This is a genomic window from Streptomyces sp. CA-111067 (assembly GCF_050956065.1).
In the GTDB taxonomy this organism is placed as follows: Bacteria; Actinomycetota; Actinomycetes; order Streptomycetales; family Streptomycetaceae; genus Actinacidiphila.
Map to the genome: position 1 here is coordinate 3,849,538 of NZ_CP192103.1, position 20,050 is coordinate 3,869,587.

A 20,050-nucleotide genomic window follows, 5' to 3' on the forward strand; every position below is an offset into this window, starting at 1 on the left:
CCCGGGTGGGTGGGGGAGGCGGGGGATCCACCCCCCCGGTGGGCGGTGCGGTTCGTTTTCACGGCTGGGCGCCGTGCCTGCCGTTTTTCCCACCCGCACCACCCGTGCAGATTCGTCCTTGGGTGCACGTTTTCTGGTGGGTGGGGTCGGTGCCGGTCCGTGGCACCTCCTCGGATTCCCTCCGTGCGGGTCTCTGTTTCGGCTGCACCCCGGCTTGTCGGAAATCCTGCGGGGGCACCCCGGACCGTCCCCTCCCAGGCCGAGTGGCGGCTTGAGGCCGCGGGGGTGGGGGTCTACGCCGAGGTGGCGGCTCGCTCCGGTTCGTCGGCGGCTATCCGTCGCTACAGGTGCGCCCCCAAAGGGGCGCGGGGAACTGCGCCACCAGCCCACCATCGGGCCGCGCGTCCGGGAACTGCCGAAGGGGGCTGGGCAGAGGGCCCCGGTGGGCGGGCGTAAGGTCCTCTCCGGGAGAGTCGCTTCCGGGTGGGTGGGCGTACCTCGGAGGTATGCCTTGCTCCGGCATTATCGGGGCGTTCTGCGCGCGCCCGGGATCGTCGTCCCGTTGGGGAGTGTCTTCGCGGGCGCCACCGCGATCGGGATGCTTGACCTCGCTCTTCTTCTGTTCGGGCGGCAGCTCACCGGGTCGTTCGGCGTCGCCGGGGCTGTCACGGGGGCGTTCGGCGTGGGGAACGCCGTTGGGCTGCCGTTGCAGGCGCGGCTCATCGACCGGTTCGGGCTTGTGCGGGTGCTCGCGCCTGCCGGGCTGCTCTGCGGCGGGCTGCTGCTCGGGGCGGCCGTGGGCCTCACGTCGAGGGCGCCCGCAGCGTTGGTCGTGGTCGCCGCGCTCGCCGGGCTGTGCCTGCCGGCGGCCACCGCCGGCACTCGGGTGCTGCTGCGCGACCTGGTCGCGGAACCTGCCGTCCGGCCGGCCGGCTACGCGCTGCTCGCCGTCCTCTTCCAGCTCGGGCTGCTGAACGGGCCGCTGCTGGTGGCCGGGCTGGTCGCCGTGACCGGGCCCCGCGCAGCGGTTGTCGCGGCGGGCGTCCTGGCCTGCGCGTCCGGGGTGCTGCCCGCGCTCAGCCCGGCCGCCCGGGGGTCGGGCGGCAACCGGAAGGCGACGCACGCCGCGCGCCCGACGTCGTACCCCGGTGTCCGGACCCTCGTCATGGGCGCCGCGGGTACCGGCCTCGCCGCCGGGCTCACCGGCGTCGGCGTCCCCGCCGTCGCGCTCGCCCGCGGCGTGCCCGCTCTCAGCGGGGTCCTGCTGTCGCTCGCCTCCGTCGGCATGCTGCTCGGCGGCCTCGCCTGGGGCGCGCGGCCCCGCCGGGCCACCAGCCGGCACCTGCTGCGTGGCCAAGTGGGCGTCGCCGCTGCTGCGTTGGGCGTCGCCGTGTCGACGGCCTGGCTGCCGGCCTTCGGGGTCGGGCTGTTCCTGGGCGGAGCCTGCGCCGCCCCGGTGTCGGTCACCGCGTCCGGCCTGCTCGACACGGTGGCCGGGCGCCCGGTGCTCGCTCGCGCCTACGCGCTGATGGTGTGTGTCCAACTCCTGGGCAGCTCCGTCGGATACGTGCTCGGCGGGAACCTTGCCCCGGTCAGCCCCGCTCTGGCCTTCGGCTGCGCCGCCGCCGCGCTGGCCGGCACGGCGGCCTGGACCCGTACCCGTAGGGGCTCGCTTGCAGCCGCAGGCGGGGGCCTCAGCCGGCCGTCGGGCTAAGTGAAAGTTATGGTTTCGTGCTCGCAATTCGGCGGCCCGCTCAGCGCTGCCGCGAAAGCACAAGCACCGGACCGGCATTACGCGCCCTTGACCGACGTCCCGGCCTAGGCCGGGACCCCGCAGCCGACCAGCGACGACCCCGTCCAGCCGCCCCCGCACCCCCCATCACCGGTTGCCGCACGGGCAGATGAGGGCCCCTCACGTTTCCAAACTGGTGCCGCCCGCACCCTTGCCCTCCACCGCGGACAGCATTAGTTTGTTCGCTGAACTGACGAACGAAAGTTTTCGACTTTCCCGGCCCACCCAGTTCCACCACCGGTTTCCGCGCCGATTCAATTGCCCAGACTTGCACAGCGACTCCCCCAGCGCAGCTGCTCCGGCGTATCGATTCAATTCCATGGATCCTCCCCCTAGGTGGCAATGTGACTTCTCCTCTGCTTCAAATGCGGGGAATTACCAAGGAGTTCCCCGGCGCCCGCGCGCTGGACGGCGTCGACCTCGACGTCGAACCCGCCGAGGTGCACTGCCTGCTCGGCCAGAACGGGGCCGGCAAGTCGACCCTGATCAAGGTGCTCGCCGGTGCGCACCAGCCGGACAGCGGCGTGCTGACCTGGGACGGCGCCCCGGTCGTACTGCCCGACCCGACTGCCGCCATGCGGCACGGAATCTCGACGATCTACCAGGAACTCGACCTGGTGGACGGGCTGTCGGTGGCCGACAACATCTTTCTCGGGCACGAGCGCGCCCGGTTCGGGCTCACCCGCCGCGGCGAGACCGCCGACGCCGCGCGCGAACTGCTGCGCTCGCTCGGCCATCCGGAGATCCACCCGGGCCGGGAGGTCGGCAGCCTCTCGGCCGCGCAGCAGCAGATCGTCAGCATGGCCCGCGCGCTGTCGCACGACACCCGGCTGATCGTGATGGATGAGCCGTCGGCCGTACTCACCCAGGATGAGGTGGCCAACCTCTTCCGGGTCATCCGCGAACTCACCGCCGCCGGCGTGGCGGTGCTCTACATCTCGCACCGGATGGGCGAGATCCGGGCGATCGGCAGCCGGGTCACCGTACTCAAGGACGGCCGTACCGTCGCCTCGGGCCTGCCGGCGCGCACGCCGACCGCCGAACTGGTGGCGCTGATGACCGGCCGGGAGGCCGCGTTCGACTTCCCCGACCGCACCGCGCAGGCCGCCGAGGACGAGCGCGCCGAGGTGCTGCGCGTGGAGCATCTGACGCTGCCCGGCAGCTTCGAGGACGTCAGCTTCACGGTGCACGCCGGCGAGATCGTCGGCCTGGTCGGCCTGGTGGGCTCCGGACGCTCGGAGATCCTGCACGCCGTCTACGGGGCGACCCGGCCGGCGGGCGGCACGGTGACGGTGGACGGCCGGGTGCTGCCGCCCGGGCAGGTAACCGCCGCGGTGCGCGCGGGAGTCGGGCTGGCGCCCGAGGAGCGCAAGAGCCAGGCGCTCTTCCTGCACGACAGTGTGGTGCGCAACGTCAGCGTCAGCTCGCTGAGCCGGTTCGCCCGGTTCGGCTGGCTGGACCGCCGCCGGGAGACCGCGGCGGCGGCGGCCAAGGTCGCCACGCTCGACCTGCGCCCCGCCGACCCGCAGCGCGCGGTGCGCACGCTGTCCGGCGGCAACCAGCAGAAGGCCGTACTGGCCCGCTGGCTGCTCAGGGAGTGCCGGGTGCTGCTGCTCGACGAGCCGACCCGCGGTGTGGACGTCGGCGCCCGCGCCGAGTTGTACGCCCTGGTGCGGTCGCTCGCCGACAGCGGGGTGGCCGTGCTGTTCGTCTCCAGCGAGGTGCCCGAAGTCATCGGTCTCGCCGACCGCGCGCTGGTGCTGCGCGAGGGCCGGATCGTCCACGAGGCGGAAGCCGCGACGTTGCAGGAATCCCACGTACTCGACCTCGTGATGGAGGAGAGCCACTCATGAGCGACCTGGCCAAGCCCGATCTGACCAAGTCCGCCTCGGCCGAACCGGATTCGACCGGACCGGGCGCACCGGAGCCGCCGGAAGGCGCCGGCAAGCCCGCGGCGGGGCCGGCCGCCGCACGGCCGATGGTCCGGCTGCTGCCGGGACGGCAGGTGCACAGCCTGGGGCTGGTGGTGGTGCTCGGCCTGCTGTGCGTGGTGGGCACGGTGACCTCCTCCAACTTCCTCACCAGCAGCAATATCGTCAACATCCTGACCAGCGCGGCGGTCATCGGCGTCATCACCGTCGGCCAGACGTTCGTCATCATCGGCGGCGGCATCGACCTGTCGGTCGGCGCGATCGTCGCGGTGGCGTCCGTGTGGTGTACGACCGTGGCCACCCAGGACTACGGCCTGGGAGGGATGCTCTTCACCGCCGTGATCGTCGGCTGCGTGGTCGGGCTGCTGAACGGGGTCCTGATCGCCTACGGCAAGATCGCCGCGTTCATCACCACGCTGGCCATGATGGCCAGCGCCCGCGGTGTCGCCGAGCGGCTGTCGGACCGGCAGTCGCAGGTGGTGACGGTCAGCTCGTTCAATGACATCGCCACCAAGAAGTTCCTCGGGATACCCCTGCTGGTGTACCTGATGGCCGCGATCGTGGTGGTCGGCTGGCTGCTGCTGAACCGTACGACCTTCGGACGACGCACGTTCGCGGTCGGCGGCAACCCGGAGGCGGCCCGGCTGGCCGGCATCGCGGTACGGCGGCACACCATGCTGCTCTACCTGCTGTCCGGGGCCTGCTGCGGCATCGCGGCGATCATGCTGACCGCCCGCACCACCAGCGGCGCGAGCAACCTGGGCAACCTCTACGAACTCGACTCCATCGCCGCGGTGATCATCGGCGGCACGCTGCTGGCCGGCGGCCGCGGCTCGCTGATCGGGTCGATCCTCGGCGTCCTGGTGTTCACCACGATCACCAACATCTTCGTCCTCAACAACCTGACCACGGACATCCAGGAGATCGCCAAGGGCGGCATCATCATCGTCGCCGTCCTGCTCCAGCGCCCCCGTACCCGTGGCACGCGCGGCCCCCGTGGCACCCGCCCAGCCGAATCCGTGAAGGGAACATCCGCATGAAAGAGACCAGACCAGCGGCCATGGGACGCCGGAACATGCTGTTCGGGGCCGGCGCCCTGGGCAGTGGCCTGCTGCTGTCGGCCTGTACCAGCAACTCCACAGGCGACTCCGACAAGGCCAACGTCAAGGCCACGACCAGCGCTTCGGGCGACACCCCCGGCAAGCACGTCACGGTCGGCTTCTCCGCGCCCGCGGCCGACCACGGCTGGACGGCGGCGATCACCAAGAACGCCAAGGCGCAGGCCGGCCAGTACAGCGATGTCAGCTTCCAGGCGGCCGAGGGCACCAACGACGTCAACGCGCAGATCAGCGCCGTCCAGACGCTGATCGACCAGAAGGTCGACGTGCTGGTCATCCTGCCGTTCGACGGCAAGGCGCTGACCTCGATCGGCACCCAGGCGATGACCGCGGGCATCCCGGTGGTCAACCTCGACCGGATCTTCGACAACTCCCTCGCCTACCGCACCTGGATCGGCGGCGACAACTACGGCATGGGCGTCAACGCGGCGCAGTACATCGTGAAGACGCTCAAGGCCAAGGGCGTCAGCAAGCCGGTGATCGGCGAGATCGCCGGCATCGACAACCTCGAACTGACCAAGCAGCGCAGCCAGGGCTTCAAGGACGCGCTCGCCAAGGCGGGCTTCTCGGTGAGCATCAGGCAGGCCGCCGACTTCACCGCCGACAGCGGCCAGCAGGTGATGAGCAACGTGCTGCAGGCCCGGCAGAAGCTGGACGCGGTCTGGAACCACGACGACGACCAGGGCATCGGCGTGGAGGCGGCCATCAAGCAGGCCGGCCGGGACGAGTTCTTCATGGTCGGCGGCGCCGGGTCCAAGCACGCGATGACGGAGATCAAGGCCGACAGCGGGGTGCTGAAGGCCACGGTGGTCTACCCGTCGAGCATGTCGGCTTCGGCGATCACGCTGGCCCGGCTGATCGGCCAGAACAAGGGGATGGGCGACCTGGTCGAGCAGGAGGTGCCCACCGTCATCACGCTGTTCTCGGCGACGGTCACCAAGGAGAACGTGGACGCCTACCTGCCGACCTCGTTCACGTAAGCCCGCTCCGCCGAACGCCGAACTGCCCCGGGCCGACGGTCCGGGGCAGTTCGCTGTGGTGGTGGCGCCGGCCGGCTGCGGCCGGCGCCGGGTCGCCCGTCAGGCGGAGGCGAGGTCGAACTCCTCCCAGGGGCCGATGGACGTGCGGTTGGCGATCAGCGGCGAGGCACCCGCGTTGTCGGCGGTGACGTACTTGCCGTTGACGCCGGCCTTCAGGCTGACGCTGCCGTCGGTGTTGTGGATCAGCTGGAAGGTCTCCCAACTGCCCGCCGTGGCACGGTTGGCGATCAGTGCCGCCGCGCCCGCGTTCTCGGCGGTGACGTACTGGTTGTTGGCGTGCGCCCGCAGGGCGATGTTGCCGCCGCCGAGGTCGGTCTCGTCGAAGCTCTCCCACGGGCCGACGGTCGTACGGTTGGCGATCAGCGGCGCCGCGCCCGCGTTGTCAGCGGTGACGTACTTGCCGTTGGCGTGCGCCTTCAGGCTGATCACGGTGCCGGGCGGATTGGTCGAGCCGCCCGGGGTGCCGACTCCCGCGCCGCCGAAGACCGTCCAGTTGACGTTCATCAGCGCACCGGCGCCGGTGTGGCCGGACGGGTTGCGGGCGACGAAGTAGACCTTCCCGCTGCCCGTCGGCACGTTGGTGAGGTTGGCGGTGACGTCGGTGTACGTCTGCCAGGCGCCGGTGGTCGGCACGGTGGCGGTGCCGAGCAGCGGCCCGTCAGCGGCGTTCCAGCGGACCTCGACCCGGCCGCCGGCGTTCGCCGAGGCCGCCCGGAAGGTGACCGCGTTGATGTTGTTCAGCGCGATCGGCGAGATCGTCCAGTAGTCGCCGTCCTCGATGAAGCCGATGTCCTGGCCGCCGCCCGCGCTGTCGGAGCCGCTCTCGACGGTGACGCCCGGGGTGTCGGTGCCCTGGCCGTTCGCGGCCCGGCCGGTGTCGGTGAAGAACTCGGCCTGCTTGTGCTTGGGTTGCAGGGTGATCTGCGCCCGGCCGGTGATCGGTGCGGCGGCGCCGCCGCTGCCGCCCTTGTCGGTGTAGCTGGCCTCGATCACATAGAAGACGTTGTCGCCGTCGCTGTGGCCGTTGGACAGCGTGGTGGTGACGGTGGCGCTGCACCCGGTGTACTGGTCGAGCGGGTGGCCGTGGGTGTCATGCCCGAGGATGGCCTGGATCTTCACCTGCCCGCAGTCGATCGCGCCGTCCTCCGGATCGGTCACGGTCACCGCGAAGTTGACCTTGTCACCCCAGTCGAACAGGCCGCCGTTGGGTGGGGAGGTGATGGTGAGGGTCGGCGCGGTGTTGCCCGCGGTGATCGTCAGGCTCGACGTCGAGGACTTGCCCGCGCTGTTGGTCACCGTCAGCACCGCGGTGTAGTTCCCGACCGCGGTGTAGGTGTGGCTGGGGTTGGCGCTGGTCGACGTGGCCCCGTCGCCGAAGGCCCACTTGTAGGTGAGGGCCTGGCCGGCCGGGTCGCTCGAACCGCTGCTGGAGAAGTTCACCGCGAGCGGCGCGGGACCGCTGGTGCGGTTCGCGCTCGCCTTGGCGACCGGCAGCGCCCCGCCGTTGAGGTAGTCGATCCGGTAGATGCCGGCGTCGGCGTTGTTGCCGCCGTAGCCGGTGCCCCACTCGACCATGTAAAGGGCGCCGTCCGGGCCGAACTTCATGTCCATCGGCTTCTTGAACGGCACCGAGGGCAGGAAGGGCGCGATCGTGTCGATGCTCGCGTTGTCCGGCTTCACATGGAACGTGTAGACCTTGCTGGTGTTCCACTCCGAGAAGATCGCCTGGCTGTCCATGGCCTGCGGCCACTTGCGGTCGGAGTTGAGGTTCGCGTCGTAGCGGTAGACCGGGCCCGCCATCGGGGCGCCGCCGCTGAGCATCGGGAAGTTGTTCGGGTCGGCGTTGTAGTGGTACCAGACCGTGGCCGGGGTGGCCGGCGGCAGCTTGGTCAGACCGGTGTTGTTGGGCGAGTTGTTGGTCGGGCCGCCCGCGCAGTCGAACGGGGCGCCGGAGGTCTGGGTGGCGAAGTTGTAGTCCAGGTAGGGGGTGTTGTTGCCGATGCAGTACGGCCAGCCCGCGTTGATCGGCTTGCTCAGCAGGTCCCACTCGACGGTGTTCTCCGGGCCGCGGCCGGCGTTGGGACCGCCGGCGTCAGGACCGTAGTTGCCGACCAGCAGGTTGCCGGTCTTCGAGTCCAGCGCGATCCGGAACGGGTTGCGGTAGCCCATGGCGTAGATCTCGGGCCGGGTCTTGGCGGTACCGGGCGCGAAGAGGTTGCCGGCCGGCACGGTGTAGGTGCCGTTGGCCTCCGGGTGGATGCGCAGCACCTTGCCGGACAGGCTGTTGGTGTTGCCCGCGGTCCGCTGGGCGTCCCAGGAGGAGCGGCCGGCCTGCTCGTCGATCGGCGCGTAGCCGTCGGACGCGAACGGGTTGGTGTTGTCGCCGAGCGACAGCCACAGGTTGCCGTTCTTGTGGTCCATGGCCATGCCGGCGCCGTGGTGGCAGCACTCGGCGCGCTGCACCGGCACGTCCAGCAGGATCTTCTCGCTGCTCATGTCGAGCGTGGAGCCGTTGATCGTGAAGCGGCTCAGCCGGTCGACGCTGGTCGCCGACGGCGAGTAGTAGAGGTAGATCCAGTGGTTGGTGGCGAAGGCCGGGTCGAGCGCCATCGCGAGCAGGCCGCTCTCGTTCGCCGTGAAGACGCTGAGGTGGCCGATCACCGCGTTGGTGCCGTCGGTGTTGATGACCTTCACATCACCGAGCATGTCGATGAAGAAGACCCGGCCGTCACTGGCGATGTCCAACTGGAGCGGGTTTCCGCCCGAGTTGTCGAGCAGCACCCGCTGGAAGCTGCTGTCCGGCACCCCGTCGACGGCCGGGCTCACCGCGGCCGGGGCCGCCGCGGGGGTTTTGTGTGCGGCGTTCGCCGGCGCGGTGGTGAACAGCGCCAGAGCCGGCAACAACAGCAGCAGCGCCAGGAGTTGCGCCCAACTGCGCAGCCTTGGGCGCTTCATTGGTCGTGCGGACGACATGGGGTCTCCTCGGTGATGGGGGGTGGAACTGGGCATGAGGGATCGCCACGGCCGCGGATGGCGGAGCCGGCCGTGCGATGGGGTGACGCGTAAGACCTCAGTGGGTGCTGAGGTCGAACTCCTCCCACGGGCCGATGGCGGTGCGGTTGGCGATCAGCGGCGCCCCGCCCGCGTTCTCGGCCGTCACGTACTTGCCGTTGATCCCGGCCTTGAGGCTGATGCTGCCGTCGGAGTTGTGGATCAGCTGGAAGGTCTCCCAACTGCCCACCGCCGCCCGGTTGGCGATCAGCGACTGCGCGCCGGCGTTCTCGGCCGTCACGTACTGGTTGTTGGCGTGGGCGCGCAGCGCGATGTTGCCGTTGCCCTTGTTGATCTCGTCGAACAGCTCCGAGGTGCCGACCGTCGTCTTGTTGGCGATCAGCGGCGAGCCGCCGCCGTTGGGCGCCGAGACGTACTGGTTGTTGGCGTGCGCCTTCAGGCTGACCACCGGATCGGTGGGCGGCGGAGTGGTGCTGACCGTGCAGTCGCCGGGCAGCGCGCCGGCCGCGGTCTGGATACCGCCGAGCAGCAGGTGCAGGAAGTTGGGCTCGGTGTAGCTCTCGATGGTGTGGCCCATGCCGGTGTACCAGGCACGCCCGCCGTCGTAGTTGTGGCACCAGGTGGTGGGGTGGTCGGCGCCCATCGTGGAACCGGGGTACGAGTTGTCGTCCACCGAGGTCAGGACGTGCACCTGGGAGCGGGGGTTGGTCTGGAAGTCGTACCACTCGTCGGTGTGGGTGTACGTGTTGGGCAGTCCCGCGGTGGACGGGTGGGTGTGGTCCTCGACGGTGACGGTGGCCGGCGCCGGGGCGGGGTGCTGCTTGAAGTACGCGCCGACCAGGCTGCCGTACCAGGCCCAGGTGTAGCCGCTGTCGGCCGCGGCGTGGATGCCGACGTAGCCGCCGCCGTGCTCGATGTAGCGCTGGAAGGCGTCCTTCTCCGGCTGGGTGCTGACCGGGTCGCCGGTCGCCGACAGGAAGACCACCGCCGCGTACTGGGCGAGGTTGGCGTCCGTGAACTGGGTGTCGTCCTCGGTGGCGGTCACGGTGAAGTTGTTCTGCGTGCCGAGCTGCTGGATGGCGGCGATGCCGGCCGGGATGGAGTCATGGCGGAAGCCGGTGGTCTTGGAGAACACCAGGACCTTGAACGGGGCGGCTGCCGCCTTGGCGCCGGCGGCCGGTGGTGCCGCGGCGTTCACGGCCGGCGCGGCCGCGGTCAGGATGGCGGCGGCGGAAAGGCCCGCGGCTGCCAGGAGGGCGATTCTTGTGCGTGGGCGGGGCGTGCGCATGGCGGCTCCTCGGTCGAACGCACTGCAGGGGGATATGCCCGGGCGATCGGTCGATGGTGGGCCGAGATCGTCCGCGGCAGGGGGCATCACCGCACCGCGCCTCGTGGCAGCAGGGATGCCTCTTTTGCTTTGCGGCGCGCTGATCAGCGCAAACCGCAAGCAGAACCATGTATTTGTTCGTTGGGTCAAAAAACTAATTGCCCGTGTGCTGAGCGTCAAGACTTGTCACAGACAAGTCAAAAGACGCCTCACTGGTCACACCTTCAACCACCGGGGGCCCGGCGCCCGGCCGCCAACTCCCCCGTGGCGGGCTCGAATTGAGGGAAGGTCAGCCCGCCGGGCTGGTCAGGTCGATGTACGCCGACGGATCGCGCAGGATGGTCTGCACCCCGGCGCCGGCCGCCCCGCGTACCGCCGCCTCGGCGCCGAGGCCGGAGACCTGCAACCGGTCCGGGCGCCAACGGCCGGAAGTGACGCGGGAGTTCAACTGCTCCTGGAGTATCGGCAGCAGCCAGGGCGCGAGCCTCGCGTAGATCCCGCCGATCACGACCTCCGGCGGGTCGAGCAGGTTCACCGCGCTCGACAGCACCACGCCCAGCGCCCGTCCGGCCACCGTGAGCGCGTCGGTCGCGGCCTCGTCCCCCGCGGCGGCGAGCGCCGCGAGCTGGTCGACCGGGCCCTCGCTGGTCGCCGTGGCCAGCCCGAACTGCCCCTCGCCGCGCCGCCCGCGGGCCTCCGCGCCGACCGGCGGCAGGTCGGGATCGGCCGGCTGCGCCGGGTCGATCCCCGCGGCCAGCAGCAGCGCGTCCTGCCCGGCGTAGCGCTCCAGGCAGCCGCGCGCACCGCAGCCGCACTCCCCGCCGTCCGGGCGCACCGTGACGTGGCCGATCTCGCCGGCGAAGCCGCCGCCGCGGAACAGCGTGCCGTCCACCATCAGCCCGGCGCCGATCCCTATCCCGCCGGACACGTACAGGAAGCTGTCCCCGGCCCCGGCCGGGCGGGCCTGGAACTCGCCGATCGCGGCCAGGTTCGCCTCGTTGTCGACGGAGACCTCCAACGGCTGCCTGCCCAGGCCCCGTTTGAGCAGCATGGCGGCCGGCACCCGGTGCCAGTCCAGGTTGGGGGCGTGCAGCACCTCGTCGTCACGGACCAGGCCGGGCACTCCCAAGTTCACCTGGACCGGGGCCAGTCCGGCCCGTCGGGCGGCGGCGCAGGCGCGGGCAGCGAGCCGGCCGGCCGCGTACAGCGTCTCCTCGGCCGACCGGCCGCGGTTGCGCACCCGCTCGGTCAGCCTGACCCGGGGCGCGCCGGTCAGATCGGCCACGCACACCGCCGTGTAGTCGACGTTGACCTCCACGCCGACACCGGCCGCGCCGCGCGGGTTGAGGGCGAGCGCGCCACCGGGGCGGCCGACCCTGCCCTGGTTCTCCGGCACGTGTTCGACGACGAGGCCGGCCAGCCGCAGCTCCTCCACCAACGAGGAGACGGTGGCCTTGGTGAGGCCGACCTGTGCGGCGACGGTGGCACGGGACGCGCTCTGTCCGGCCGCGACCTGGCGCAGCACCAGAGCCAGGTTGTGGCGGCGCATACTCTGCTTGCTCGCCGGCTGCACGCCGCCGTTCATCACGCTGCTGCGACCTTTCTCCGCCTGCGGAGGCCGCGAACGGCTCGCACGGGCAACCCTCTCCGGCTTGGACCCAAGATCAAACTAATCGACGCTCCACAGCAGGTCAACGGCCATCCTTACACTCACAGGAACCGGTATCGCAACCCCCGACGCGGCGGCTCGCCGCCCGCGTCCCACCGATTGCCTCCTGCCTATTGCCGTGCACCCGGCCGCTGATTAGTTTATTTGCTGAACTGACGAACAGCTACGTCCCGCACGGCACGGCGACGCTCGGCCAGTCTCCTCACGGTCGCGGGGGACCGCTCAACTGACTGCCTTTTCGCGCACTTTCCCGCACCGTGAGACTCCCGATTTGACGGTCTCCCGGAACGCTACGCTCCTCGGCAGTCGCCAATCGGAGGTGAACGGCATGGGTTCGGTCAAGGCACATGACTCCCGGCTGGGAGTGTGGATCATCGGCGCGCGCGGCTCGGTCGCCACCACCGTCGTGGTGGGCGCCGCGGCCCTCGCGGCGGGCCTGGTCCCACCGGTGGGCTGCGTGACCGAACAGCCGGATTTCGCCGACGCGGGCCTGACTCCCGTCGGCGGCCTCGTCTTCGGCGGCTTCGACATCGCCGACGTGCCGCTGGCCAAGCGGGCCGAGCAGTTGGTGGCGGCGGGCGTGCTGCCGGCCGACCTGCCGGGCTCGGTCTCGGCTCAACTCGACGCCGCCGACCGGGAGATCCGGCCCGGCTTCTCGGCCGCCGACACCGGGTCGCAGGCCGCCCAAGCCGACGTGCTGGCCGCGCAGTTGGCGGACTTCCGGGACCGGCACGGGCTGCCCAGGGTCGTCGTCATCAACCTCTCCTCCACCGCGCCGCAGCCCGCGCCGCACCCGGCCTTCGCCGAACTGGCCGCCCTGCGGGCCGCGATGGCCGGCGATGAGCCGGTGCTCCCGGCGCACGCGCTGTACGCGTACGCGGCGCTCAGCGCCGGCTGCGGCTACATCGACTTCACGCCGTCCGGCGCGATGCTGATACCCGCGCTCGACGAACTCGCCCGCGAGCGGGCCGTGCCGTACACGGGCAACGACGGCAAGACCGGCGAGACCCTGGTCAAGAGCGCGCTGGCGCCGATGTTCGCGCACCGCGCGCTGCGCGTACGGTCCTGGTCCGGCACGAACCTGCTCGGCGGCGGCGACGGCGCGACGCTCGCGGACCCGGAGGCCGCGGCGAGCAAGACGGCGGCCAAGGCGCGGGCGCTGGCCGGGGTCTTCCCGTACGAGGTCGAGGGCGACACCCACATAGACGACGTGCCCGCGCTGGGCGAGTGGAAGACGGCATGGGACCACATCGCGTTCGACGGCTTCCTGGGCGTGCGGATGACGATGCAGTTCACCTGGCAGGGCTGCGACTCGGCGCTCGCCGCTCCGCTGGCCCTCGACCTGGTCCGCCTGCTGGCCCGCGCCCACGAGTTGGGCGCGACGGGAGTGCAGTCGCAGTTCGCGTTCTTCTTCAAGGACCCGCTGGCCGCGACGGAGCACAGGGTGGTGGCGCAGTACGAGCAGCTCCGAGCGTGGGCGCGGGGCGCGGCGGCGGGGGCGGCGGCGTTAGCGGACCAGGCCGCGACGGCGACCCGCGAAGGCGCGGACGCGGAGGAGCGCCGAGCGCCGGGCGCGGCGGGCGAAGCGCCGCCTGCGGCGACGGCGCCCGCGACGGGCCGGACATCGGCTGACCGGACGCCGACCAGCACCGCGCGGACCGCAGATCGCCGGGCGGGCACGGCAGAGCACCGTCTGCAGGGCGCCGCGGGCGAAGCGCCGCCTGCGGCGACGGCGTCCGCGACGGACCCGGCGGCGGCAGCGCCGCGGACCTCGGCCGCGGGCCGGGCGCGAGCCGGGCAGCCGGCGGCCCCGTCGGGCCGGGCATCGGGCACCTCTACTTCCTCCATCGCCGGGCGCGGGCCCGTTGGGCGGGAGGGCTGGTGAGAGGGCTTGCCGGTGTCGGGGATCTTGTTGAACTCGTGCGGGCGCCTGCCGCGTTGACCGTGCCGGGGGACACGCTCGTCGGGTCGGCTGCCGGGGGGTGGCCGTTCGGGGGGCGGGGGGCTGGCGGGGTTGCCGGGGCTTCGGTGCTTCTTTATTGGGGCGGGATGGCGCTCAACGACTATGCCGACCGGGAGGTTGACGCCGTCGAGCGGCCCGGGCGGCCGATTCCCTCGGGGCGGGTGAGTCCCGCGGTCGCGCTGGGGACCGCCACCGCGCTGACCGCCGCCGCGCTCGGGGTCGCCGCCGTGTCGGGTGGGCGGCGGGCGCTGGTGACCGCCGTGCCGCTGGCCGCGCTGGTCTGGGCGTACGACCTCGGTCTGAAGGACACCCCGCTCGGCGGCCCCGCGATGGCCGCGGCCCGCGGCCTCGACGTGCTGCTGGCCGCCGGTCCCGACGGCGCCAGGGCCGCCGCCCCCGCCGCCGCGGTCGTCGCCGGGCACACCGGCATCGTCATGGCGCTGAGCCGCAGCGAGGTCACCGGCTCCTCCGCCACGCTGCCCGAGGCAACGCTCGCCGCAACCACCGCCCTCGCCGCGGGAGTTGCCGCGCTGCCAGGCGCGTCCGGCCGGCAGCGCGCCACCGCCGCCGCCGTACTCGCCGTCTACCTCCGTACGTTCGGCGGCGCGCAGTTCGACGCGATCCGCAAGCCGGACCCGCGCCGCCTGCAACGGGCCGTCGGCAGCGGCATCCTCGGCCTGATCCCGCTACAGGCCGCCCTGGCCGTCCGGCGCGGCGCGGCCGGCACCGCCCTGCCCCTGCTCGCGGCGCTGCCGCTGGCCCGCCGCCTGTCCCGGAAGGTGTCTCCGACATGACGGACCCGTCCCCGTCCCCGCACCCGTCAACTCTCCCGGCTCCCCCGCTGCGCTTCGGCTACGGCACCAACGGCTTCGCCAACCACCCCCTGGACCAGGCGCTCGACGTGATCGCCGGCCTCGGCTACGAGGGCGTGGCGCTCACGCTCGACCACGACCACCTCAACCCGTTCGGCCCGGACATCACCCAGCAGGTGCGCGCGGTGCGCCGCCGGCTGGACGCGCTCGGGCTCGCGGTGGTCGTCGAGACCGGTGCGCGCTACCTGCTCGACCCGTGGCGCAAGCACGCGCCCACCCTGCTGCACGAGGAGGGCCGCGAGACCCGCGTCGACCTCCTGGACCGGGCGATACGGATCGCGGCCGAACTCGGCGCCGAGGCCATGTCGTTCTGGAGCGGGGTGCTCCCCGAGGGCAGCACGCCGGAGCGCGGCCACGAACTGCTGGCCGAGGGCTGCGCCCACCTGTGCGCGACGGCCGCCCGCGAAGGCGTCGTCCTCGGCTTCGAACCGGAGCCCGGGATGCTGGTCGAGGACCTGGCCGGCTTCCGGCGGCTGCGCCAAACCCTCGGTGAACCGGCCGAGTTCAGGCTGACCCTCGACATCGGCCACTGCCGGTGTCTGGAGCCTGAGCCGGTCGCCGACTGCGTGCGGGCCGCCGGGCCCGACCTGGTGAACGTGCAGATCGACGACATGCGGCGGGGTGTGCACGAGCATCTGGAGTTCGGCGAGGGGGAGATCGACTTCACCCCCGTACTGGCCGCGCTCTCCGAGGTCGGCTACCGGGGCCTGGTCGCCGTGGAGTTGCCCCGGCACAGCCACAGCGCCCCGCTGACCGCCCGCCGTTCACTGGCGTTCCTGCGCGCGCACAGCCCGCGGCCCGCCGCTGAACGGACTCCGGCCGCCCCCTCCCCCGTCCCGCCGCCCGAGGCGCTGGACGCCGACCTCAGTCCCGACGGCCGGGCCTGGCTGCTGGCGGCCACCAAGCGGGCCGCGGCCGAACCCGCCGCGCTGCTGGCCGACTTCCCCGCCGTCGGACGGTACTGCGGGCGCGGCCCGCTGACCGCCGCCGACTGGCCGGGCTGGACGGTGGACGACGCGGCCCGCGCCGTCCTGCTACGCGGCGCGAGCGCGCAACTCGTCGCCGCCGCCTACCACCACGGGGATCGCGCCGAGCGCCGGGCTGTGCTGCGCGCGCTGCCCCAACTGGGCCTGGGCGAGGCCGCCGTGCCGCTGATCGAGGACGCGCTGCGCACCAACGACAGCTCGCTGGTCGCCGCCGCGCTCGGCCCGGCCGCCACCGGGCTGAGCGACCGGGCCTGGCGGCAGGGCGTGCTCAAGTGCGTCTTCCTCGGGGTCCCGCTGCGCGAGGTCGCCGCCGTCGAGGACCGGGCGGACGCCGAACTCGCCCGGATGCTGCTGGACTTCGCGCACGAGCGGATCGCGGCGGGGCGGGACGTGCCCGAGGACGTCTTCCCGCTGCTGCGCCCCTACCCCGAACTCGTCGGCTCCTCCGCGATCCACGCCGAGTCGGACTCGCCCGTCCCGCGCCGGGCGGAGGCGGCCCGCCGGGTGCTCGCCGCCCTGCGCTGAACCCTCGGCGCCTCGCGCCGACCCCCTCGCCACCCGCCGCGCACGAGCCGTGCCCGAGCCGCGTCCGCGTCCGACCAGCGTTCGACCCGCGCCCCCACCGCGCCGACCCCCACCCCCGGAGGACCGCATGCGCATCTTCGACCCGCACATCCACATGAGCTCGCGCACCACGGACGACTACCGGGCGATGTACGCGGCGGGCGTCCGCGCCCTGGTCGAGCCGGCCTTCTGGCTGGGCCAGCCGCGCACCTCGGCGGGGAGCTTCGTGGACTACTTCGACGCGCTGCTCGGCTGGGAGCCGTACCGGGCCTCCCAGTTCGGCATCCGGCACCACTGCGCCATCGCGCTCAACCCGAAGGAGGCCAACGACCCGCGCTGCGCGGAGGTCATCGACCTGCTGCCCCGCTACCTGGTCAAGGACGGCGTGGTGGCGGTCGGCGAGACCGGCTTCGACTCGATGACCGCGGCCGAGGAGAAGTCCTTCGCCGCCCACCTCGCGCTGGCCGTCGACCACGGGCTGCCCGCCCTGGTGCACACCCCGCACCGCGACAAGGCGGCCGGCACGGCCAGGTCGCTCGACGTGATCAGGGAGTCCGGCATCCCGGCCGAGCGGGTCGTGGTGGACCACCTCAACGAGCTGACCGTACGGCAGGTGCTCGACGCCGGCTGCTGGGCCGGCTTCTCCATCTACCCCGACACCAAGATGGAGCCGGACCGGATGGTCCGGCTGCTCCAGGAGTACGGCACCGAACGCGTCCTGGTGAACTCCGCGGCCGACTGGGGCCACAGCGATCCGCTGCGCACCCACGCCACCGGTACGGCGATGCTGGCGGCCGGCTTCTCCGAGCAGGACGTGGAGCAGGTGCTGTGGCACAACCCGGTCGCCTTCTACGGGCAGAGCGGACGGCTCGAACTGGACGGCCCTGAGGCGGACGCCGCGGCCCTCTTCGAGGGTAACTCCATCCAGCGCGGGCCTCGTTGACGCGTCAGCCGACGCACCGCGCCGCCGCCCCCGTTCATCCGCTGACCCCGCTGACGCCGCCCACCCCTGGAGGTCCCGATGCGTCTGCACCACGATGACGACACCACCGTCCACCTCGGCTACTGCACCAACGTGCACCCGGCCGAGGACCTGGCCGGCATCGTCGGCCAACTGGACCGCTACGCCGGCCCGGTACGCGAACGGCTCGGCGCGGACCGGCTCGGCCTCGGCCTGTGGCTGGCCCACGACGTGGCCCACGAGCTCGCCGCCGACCCCGCGGCCACCGCCCGGCTGCGGACCGAACTCGACGCCCGCGGCCTGGAGGTGGTGACGCTCAACGGCTTCCCGTACCGCGGATTCCACGACCCGGTCGTCAAGCACGCGGTCTACCGGCCCGACTGGACCGAGCCGCAGCGGCTCGCCTACACCCTCGACCTGGCCGACGTGCTGGCCCGGCTGCTGCCCGACGACGCCCGCCGCGGCAGCATCTCGACGCTGCCGCTGAGCTGGCGCGACCCGTGGGACCCGGAGCGGCGGGAGGCGGCGGGCCGGCAGATCAGGGCACTTGAGGCCGGCCTCGCCGAGCGGGCGGCACGCGACGGGCGCCCGATCCGGGTCGGCTTCGAACCGGAACCGGGCTGCGTGGTGGAGACGGTGGCTCAGGTGGAGAACGAACTCCAGGGCCTGGGAGGGCACTTGCTCGGGCTGTGCCTGGACGCCTGCCATCTGGCGGTCACCTTCGAGGACCCGGCGCAGGTACTCGGCCGGCTGGCGGCGGCCGGCCTGCCCGTCGTCAAACTCCAGGCGTCCTGCGCGCTCCAGGCCGCCGATCCGGCCGACCCGGCGGTCCGGGAGGCGCTGGCTCCCTTCGTCGAGCCGCGCTTCCTGCACCAGACCCGGGAGGCGCCGGCCGCGCCCGGCGCCGAGGTGCCGGCCGCCGACGACCTGCCCGACGCGCTGTCCGGCCCGGACGCGCTGCCCGGCCGGGCGCCCTGGCGGGTGCACTTCCACGTCCCGCTGCACGCGGCCCCGCAGCCGCCGCTGACCAGCACCACGCCCGTACTCGAACAGACGCTGGCCGCGCTGTTCGGCGGCCCGGCCGCGCTGACCGACCACGTCGAGGTCGAGACGTACACCTGGTCGGTGCTGCCCCCTGGCCAGCGTCCGGAGGGCGACGACGCGCTGATCGACGGCCTCGCCGCCGAAGTGGGCTGGGCCAGAAAGGCGTTGACGGGGCTCGGCCTGACGGAGGTGCCGGCATGACCGGGACCGGGCGGACCGAGAAGGGCCGGACCGGGAAGTTGCCGGCCGGGAAGGGGCGCAGGCGTACGGTCGTGCTGGACGTCGTCGGGCTCACCCCGCGCATCCTGGAGCACATGCCCGCGCTGCGGGCCGTCGCCGCCGAGGGCTTCTCGGCCGAACTGACCACCGTCTTCCCGGCGTTGACCTGCCCGGTGCAGTCGAGCATCCTGACCGGCTCGATGCCCGACGAGCACGGCATCGTCGGCAACGGCTGGTTCTTCCGGGACGCCGGGGAGATCTTCCACTGGCGGCAGTCCAACAGCCTCGTACACGGCGACAAGCTGTGGGCCGCCGGCCGCCGGGCCGACCCCGACTACCGGGTGGGCAACATCTGCTGGTGGTACGCGATGGGCATGGACGTGGACGTCACCGTCACGCCGCGGCCCGTCTACCACTACGACGGCCGCAAGTCCCAGGACTGCTACGCCCACCCGCAGTCCGTGCACGACGAACTCACCGCCGCCCTGGGCCCGTTCCCGCTGTTCAGCTACTGGGGTCCGGGCGCCGGGCTGGCCTCCACGCAGTGGATCGTCCGCGCCGCGCAGCACCTCCTGGACACCCGCGCCCCCGACACCCTGCTGGTCTATCTCCCGCACCTGGACTACGAGTTGCAGCGGCACGGCCCGGACGGACCGCAGGCGGTGGCCGCGGCGCGCGCGGTGGACGACGTCATCGCCCCGCTGCTCGCCCGGCTGCGCGCCGAGGGCACGACGGTGGTCGCGCTGAGCGAGTACGGCATCACCGCCGCCCGACGGCCGGTGGACATCAACCGGGCGCTGCGCCGCGAGGGGCTGCTGAACGTCTACGTCCAGCAGGACATGGAGAACCTCGACCCGTGGACCTCGGCCGCGTTCGCGGTCGCCGACCACCAGGTGGCGCACATCTACGTCCGGGACCCGGCCGACATCCCGCGCACCCGCGAGGTGGTCAAGTCGCTGCCGGGAGTGGACCGGATCCTGGACCGCGGCGAGCAGGGCACGCTGCGCATCGGCCACGAACGGGCCGGCGAGCTGGTCGCGATCGCCGAGCCCGACGCCTGGTTCACCTACTACTACTGGCTGGACGACGACCTCGCCCCGGACTTCGCGACCGGCGTGGAGATCTTCCGCAAGGCCGGCTACGACCCGGCCGAGCTGTTCCTCGACCCGACCGACCCGACGGTGAAGGTGCGGGCGGCGGTCTCGCTGGCGAAGCTGAAGCTCGGCATCCGGACCTCGCTCCAGGTCGTCGGCCTCGACCCGTCCTGCGTGTCCGGCAGCCACGGCCGGCTGCCGGACGATCCGCGGGACGGGCCGCTGCTGATCTGCTCGGACCCGGAGCAGGGGCGGGACCGCTTCCATGTGACGGAGGTCAAGGATCTGCTGCTGCGGCTGAACGGGCTGGCGGAGCCGGTGAGTTGACGGTCGCGGGCTGACGGCCGGCGGTCCGGTGAGCGGGGCCGGGGGCGTTCCGGCGAGGCGCGTCGCTCCGAGGGTCACCGTCGGGGCGTTGGTTCGGAGGTCACCGTCGGGGCGTTGGTTCCCGGCCGTCC

At 72.4% G+C, this 20,050-nt stretch carries 12 protein-coding genes and 2 pseudogenes; 11 read left to right on the plus strand and 3 right to left on the minus strand.

Features of this window, described 5'->3' with window-relative positions; translation table 11 throughout:
* The first annotated feature begins 562 nt into the window (after window positions 1-562).
* The 4 genes from ACQPW6_RS16685 (at window position 563) to ACQPW6_RS16700 (ending at window position 5,821) form a co-directional block, all read left to right on the plus strand.
* Window positions 563-1,714 (plus strand): MFS transporter, encoded by a 1,152-nt coding sequence (locus ACQPW6_RS16685; RefSeq protein WP_433890432.1) that lies wholly within the window; start codon window positions 563-565, stop codon window positions 1,712-1,714.
* 443 nt (window positions 1,715-2,157) lie between these two features.
* Window positions 2,158-3,645 (plus strand): sugar ABC transporter ATP-binding protein, encoded by a 1,488-nt coding sequence (locus tag ACQPW6_RS16690; protein ID WP_433890433.1) that lies wholly within the window; start codon window positions 2,158-2,160, stop codon window positions 3,643-3,645.
* Window positions 3,642-4,763 (plus strand): ABC transporter permease, encoded by a 1,122-nt coding sequence (locus ACQPW6_RS16695; protein ID WP_433890434.1) that lies wholly within the window; start codon window positions 3,642-3,644, stop codon window positions 4,761-4,763. Before ACQPW6_RS16690 ends, ACQPW6_RS16695 begins: the two co-directional genes overlap by 4 nt.
* A complete protein-coding gene (locus tag ACQPW6_RS16700) occupies window positions 4,760-5,821 on the plus strand; it encodes a substrate-binding domain-containing protein (protein ID WP_433890435.1) in 1,062 nt (353 codons plus the stop codon). Before ACQPW6_RS16695 ends, ACQPW6_RS16700 begins: the two co-directional genes overlap by 4 nt.
* A gap of 99 nt (window positions 5,822-5,920) precedes the next feature.
* Here ACQPW6_RS16700 and ACQPW6_RS16705 read toward each other — a convergent pair whose 3' ends face one another.
* The 3 genes from ACQPW6_RS16705 to ACQPW6_RS16715 form a co-directional block, all read right to left on the minus strand.
* Entirely contained in the window at window positions 5,921-8,836 is a 2,916-nt protein-coding gene (locus ACQPW6_RS16705; protein WP_433890436.1) for a PQQ-dependent sugar dehydrogenase, read from the minus strand.
* Between the two features lie 115 nt (window positions 8,837-8,951).
* Window positions 8,952-10,181, minus strand: coding sequence for a ThuA domain-containing protein (locus tag ACQPW6_RS16710; RefSeq protein WP_433890437.1), 1,230 nt, complete (start codon window positions 10,179-10,181; stop codon window positions 8,952-8,954).
* A gap of 328 nt (window positions 10,182-10,509) precedes the next feature.
* Window positions 10,510-11,805, minus strand: coding sequence for an ROK family transcriptional regulator (locus ACQPW6_RS16715; protein ID WP_433890438.1), 1,296 nt, complete (start codon window positions 11,803-11,805; stop codon window positions 10,510-10,512).
* 412 nt (window positions 11,806-12,217) lie between these two features.
* Between ACQPW6_RS16715 and ACQPW6_RS16720 the strand changes: the two are divergent.
* The 7 genes and pseudogenes from ACQPW6_RS16720 to ACQPW6_RS16750 form a co-directional block, all read left to right on the plus strand.
* Window positions 12,218-13,390, plus strand: a pseudogene (locus tag ACQPW6_RS16720) (inositol-3-phosphate synthase); the annotation flags it as partial.
* A gap of 443 nt (window positions 13,391-13,833) precedes the next feature.
* Window positions 13,834-14,646: an SCO3242 family prenyltransferase gene (locus tag ACQPW6_RS16725; protein WP_433894556.1), complete on the plus strand. Its 813-nt coding sequence runs from the start codon at window positions 13,834-13,836 to the stop codon at window positions 14,644-14,646.
* Window positions 14,643-15,545: pseudogene (locus tag ACQPW6_RS16730) on the plus strand (sugar phosphate isomerase/epimerase family protein); the annotation flags it as partial. The gene ACQPW6_RS16725 and the pseudogene ACQPW6_RS16730, both read left to right, overlap by 4 nt.
* A gap of 186 nt (window positions 15,546-15,731) precedes the next feature.
* Window positions 15,732-16,235 (plus strand): EboA domain-containing protein, encoded by a 504-nt coding sequence (locus ACQPW6_RS16735; protein ID WP_433894557.1) that lies wholly within the window; start codon window positions 15,732-15,734, stop codon window positions 16,233-16,235.
* Window positions 16,236-16,362: 127 nt separating this feature from the next.
* Window positions 16,363-17,217 (plus strand): TatD family hydrolase, encoded by an 855-nt coding sequence (locus tag ACQPW6_RS16740; protein ID WP_433890439.1) that lies wholly within the window; start codon window positions 16,363-16,365, stop codon window positions 17,215-17,217.
* 78 nt (window positions 17,218-17,295) lie between these two features.
* Entirely contained in the window at window positions 17,296-18,480 is a 1,185-nt protein-coding gene (gene eboE / locus ACQPW6_RS16745) for a metabolite traffic protein EboE (RefSeq protein WP_433890440.1), read from the plus strand.
* Entirely contained in the window at window positions 18,477-19,919 is a 1,443-nt protein-coding gene (locus ACQPW6_RS16750) for an alkaline phosphatase family protein (protein WP_433890441.1), read from the plus strand. Before eboE ends, ACQPW6_RS16750 begins: the two co-directional genes overlap by 4 nt.
* Window positions 19,920-20,050: the final 131 nt, after the last annotated feature.

Coding starts and splice junctions, on each gene's coding strand:
- ACQPW6_RS16705 (WP_433890436.1), bottom strand. CDS start 8,836: ATGAAGCGCCCAAGGCTGCGCAGTTGGGCGCAACTCCTGGCGCTGCTG.
- ACQPW6_RS16710 (WP_433890437.1), bottom strand. CDS start 10,181: ATGCGCACGCCCCGCCCACGCACAAGAATCGCCCTCCTGGCAGCCGCG.
- ACQPW6_RS16695 (WP_433890434.1), top strand. CDS start 3,642: ATGAGCGACCTGGCCAAGCCCGATCTGACCAAGTCCGCCTCGGCCGAA.
- ACQPW6_RS16715 (WP_433890438.1), bottom strand. CDS start 11,805: ATGAACGGCGGCGTGCAGCCGGCGAGCAAGCAGAGTATGCGCCGCCAC.
- ACQPW6_RS16750 (WP_433890441.1), top strand. CDS start 18,477: ATGACCGGGACCGGGCGGACCGAGAAGGGCCGGACCGGGAAGTTGCCG.
- eboE (WP_433890440.1), top strand. CDS start 17,296: ATGCGTCTGCACCACGATGACGACACCACCGTCCACCTCGGCTACTGC.
- ACQPW6_RS16740 (WP_433890439.1), top strand. CDS start 16,363: ATGCGCATCTTCGACCCGCACATCCACATGAGCTCGCGCACCACGGAC.
- ACQPW6_RS16700 (WP_433890435.1), top strand. CDS start 4,760: ATGAAAGAGACCAGACCAGCGGCCATGGGACGCCGGAACATGCTGTTC.
- ACQPW6_RS16690 (WP_433890433.1), top strand. CDS start 2,158: ATGCGGGGAATTACCAAGGAGTTCCCCGGCGCCCGCGCGCTGGACGGC.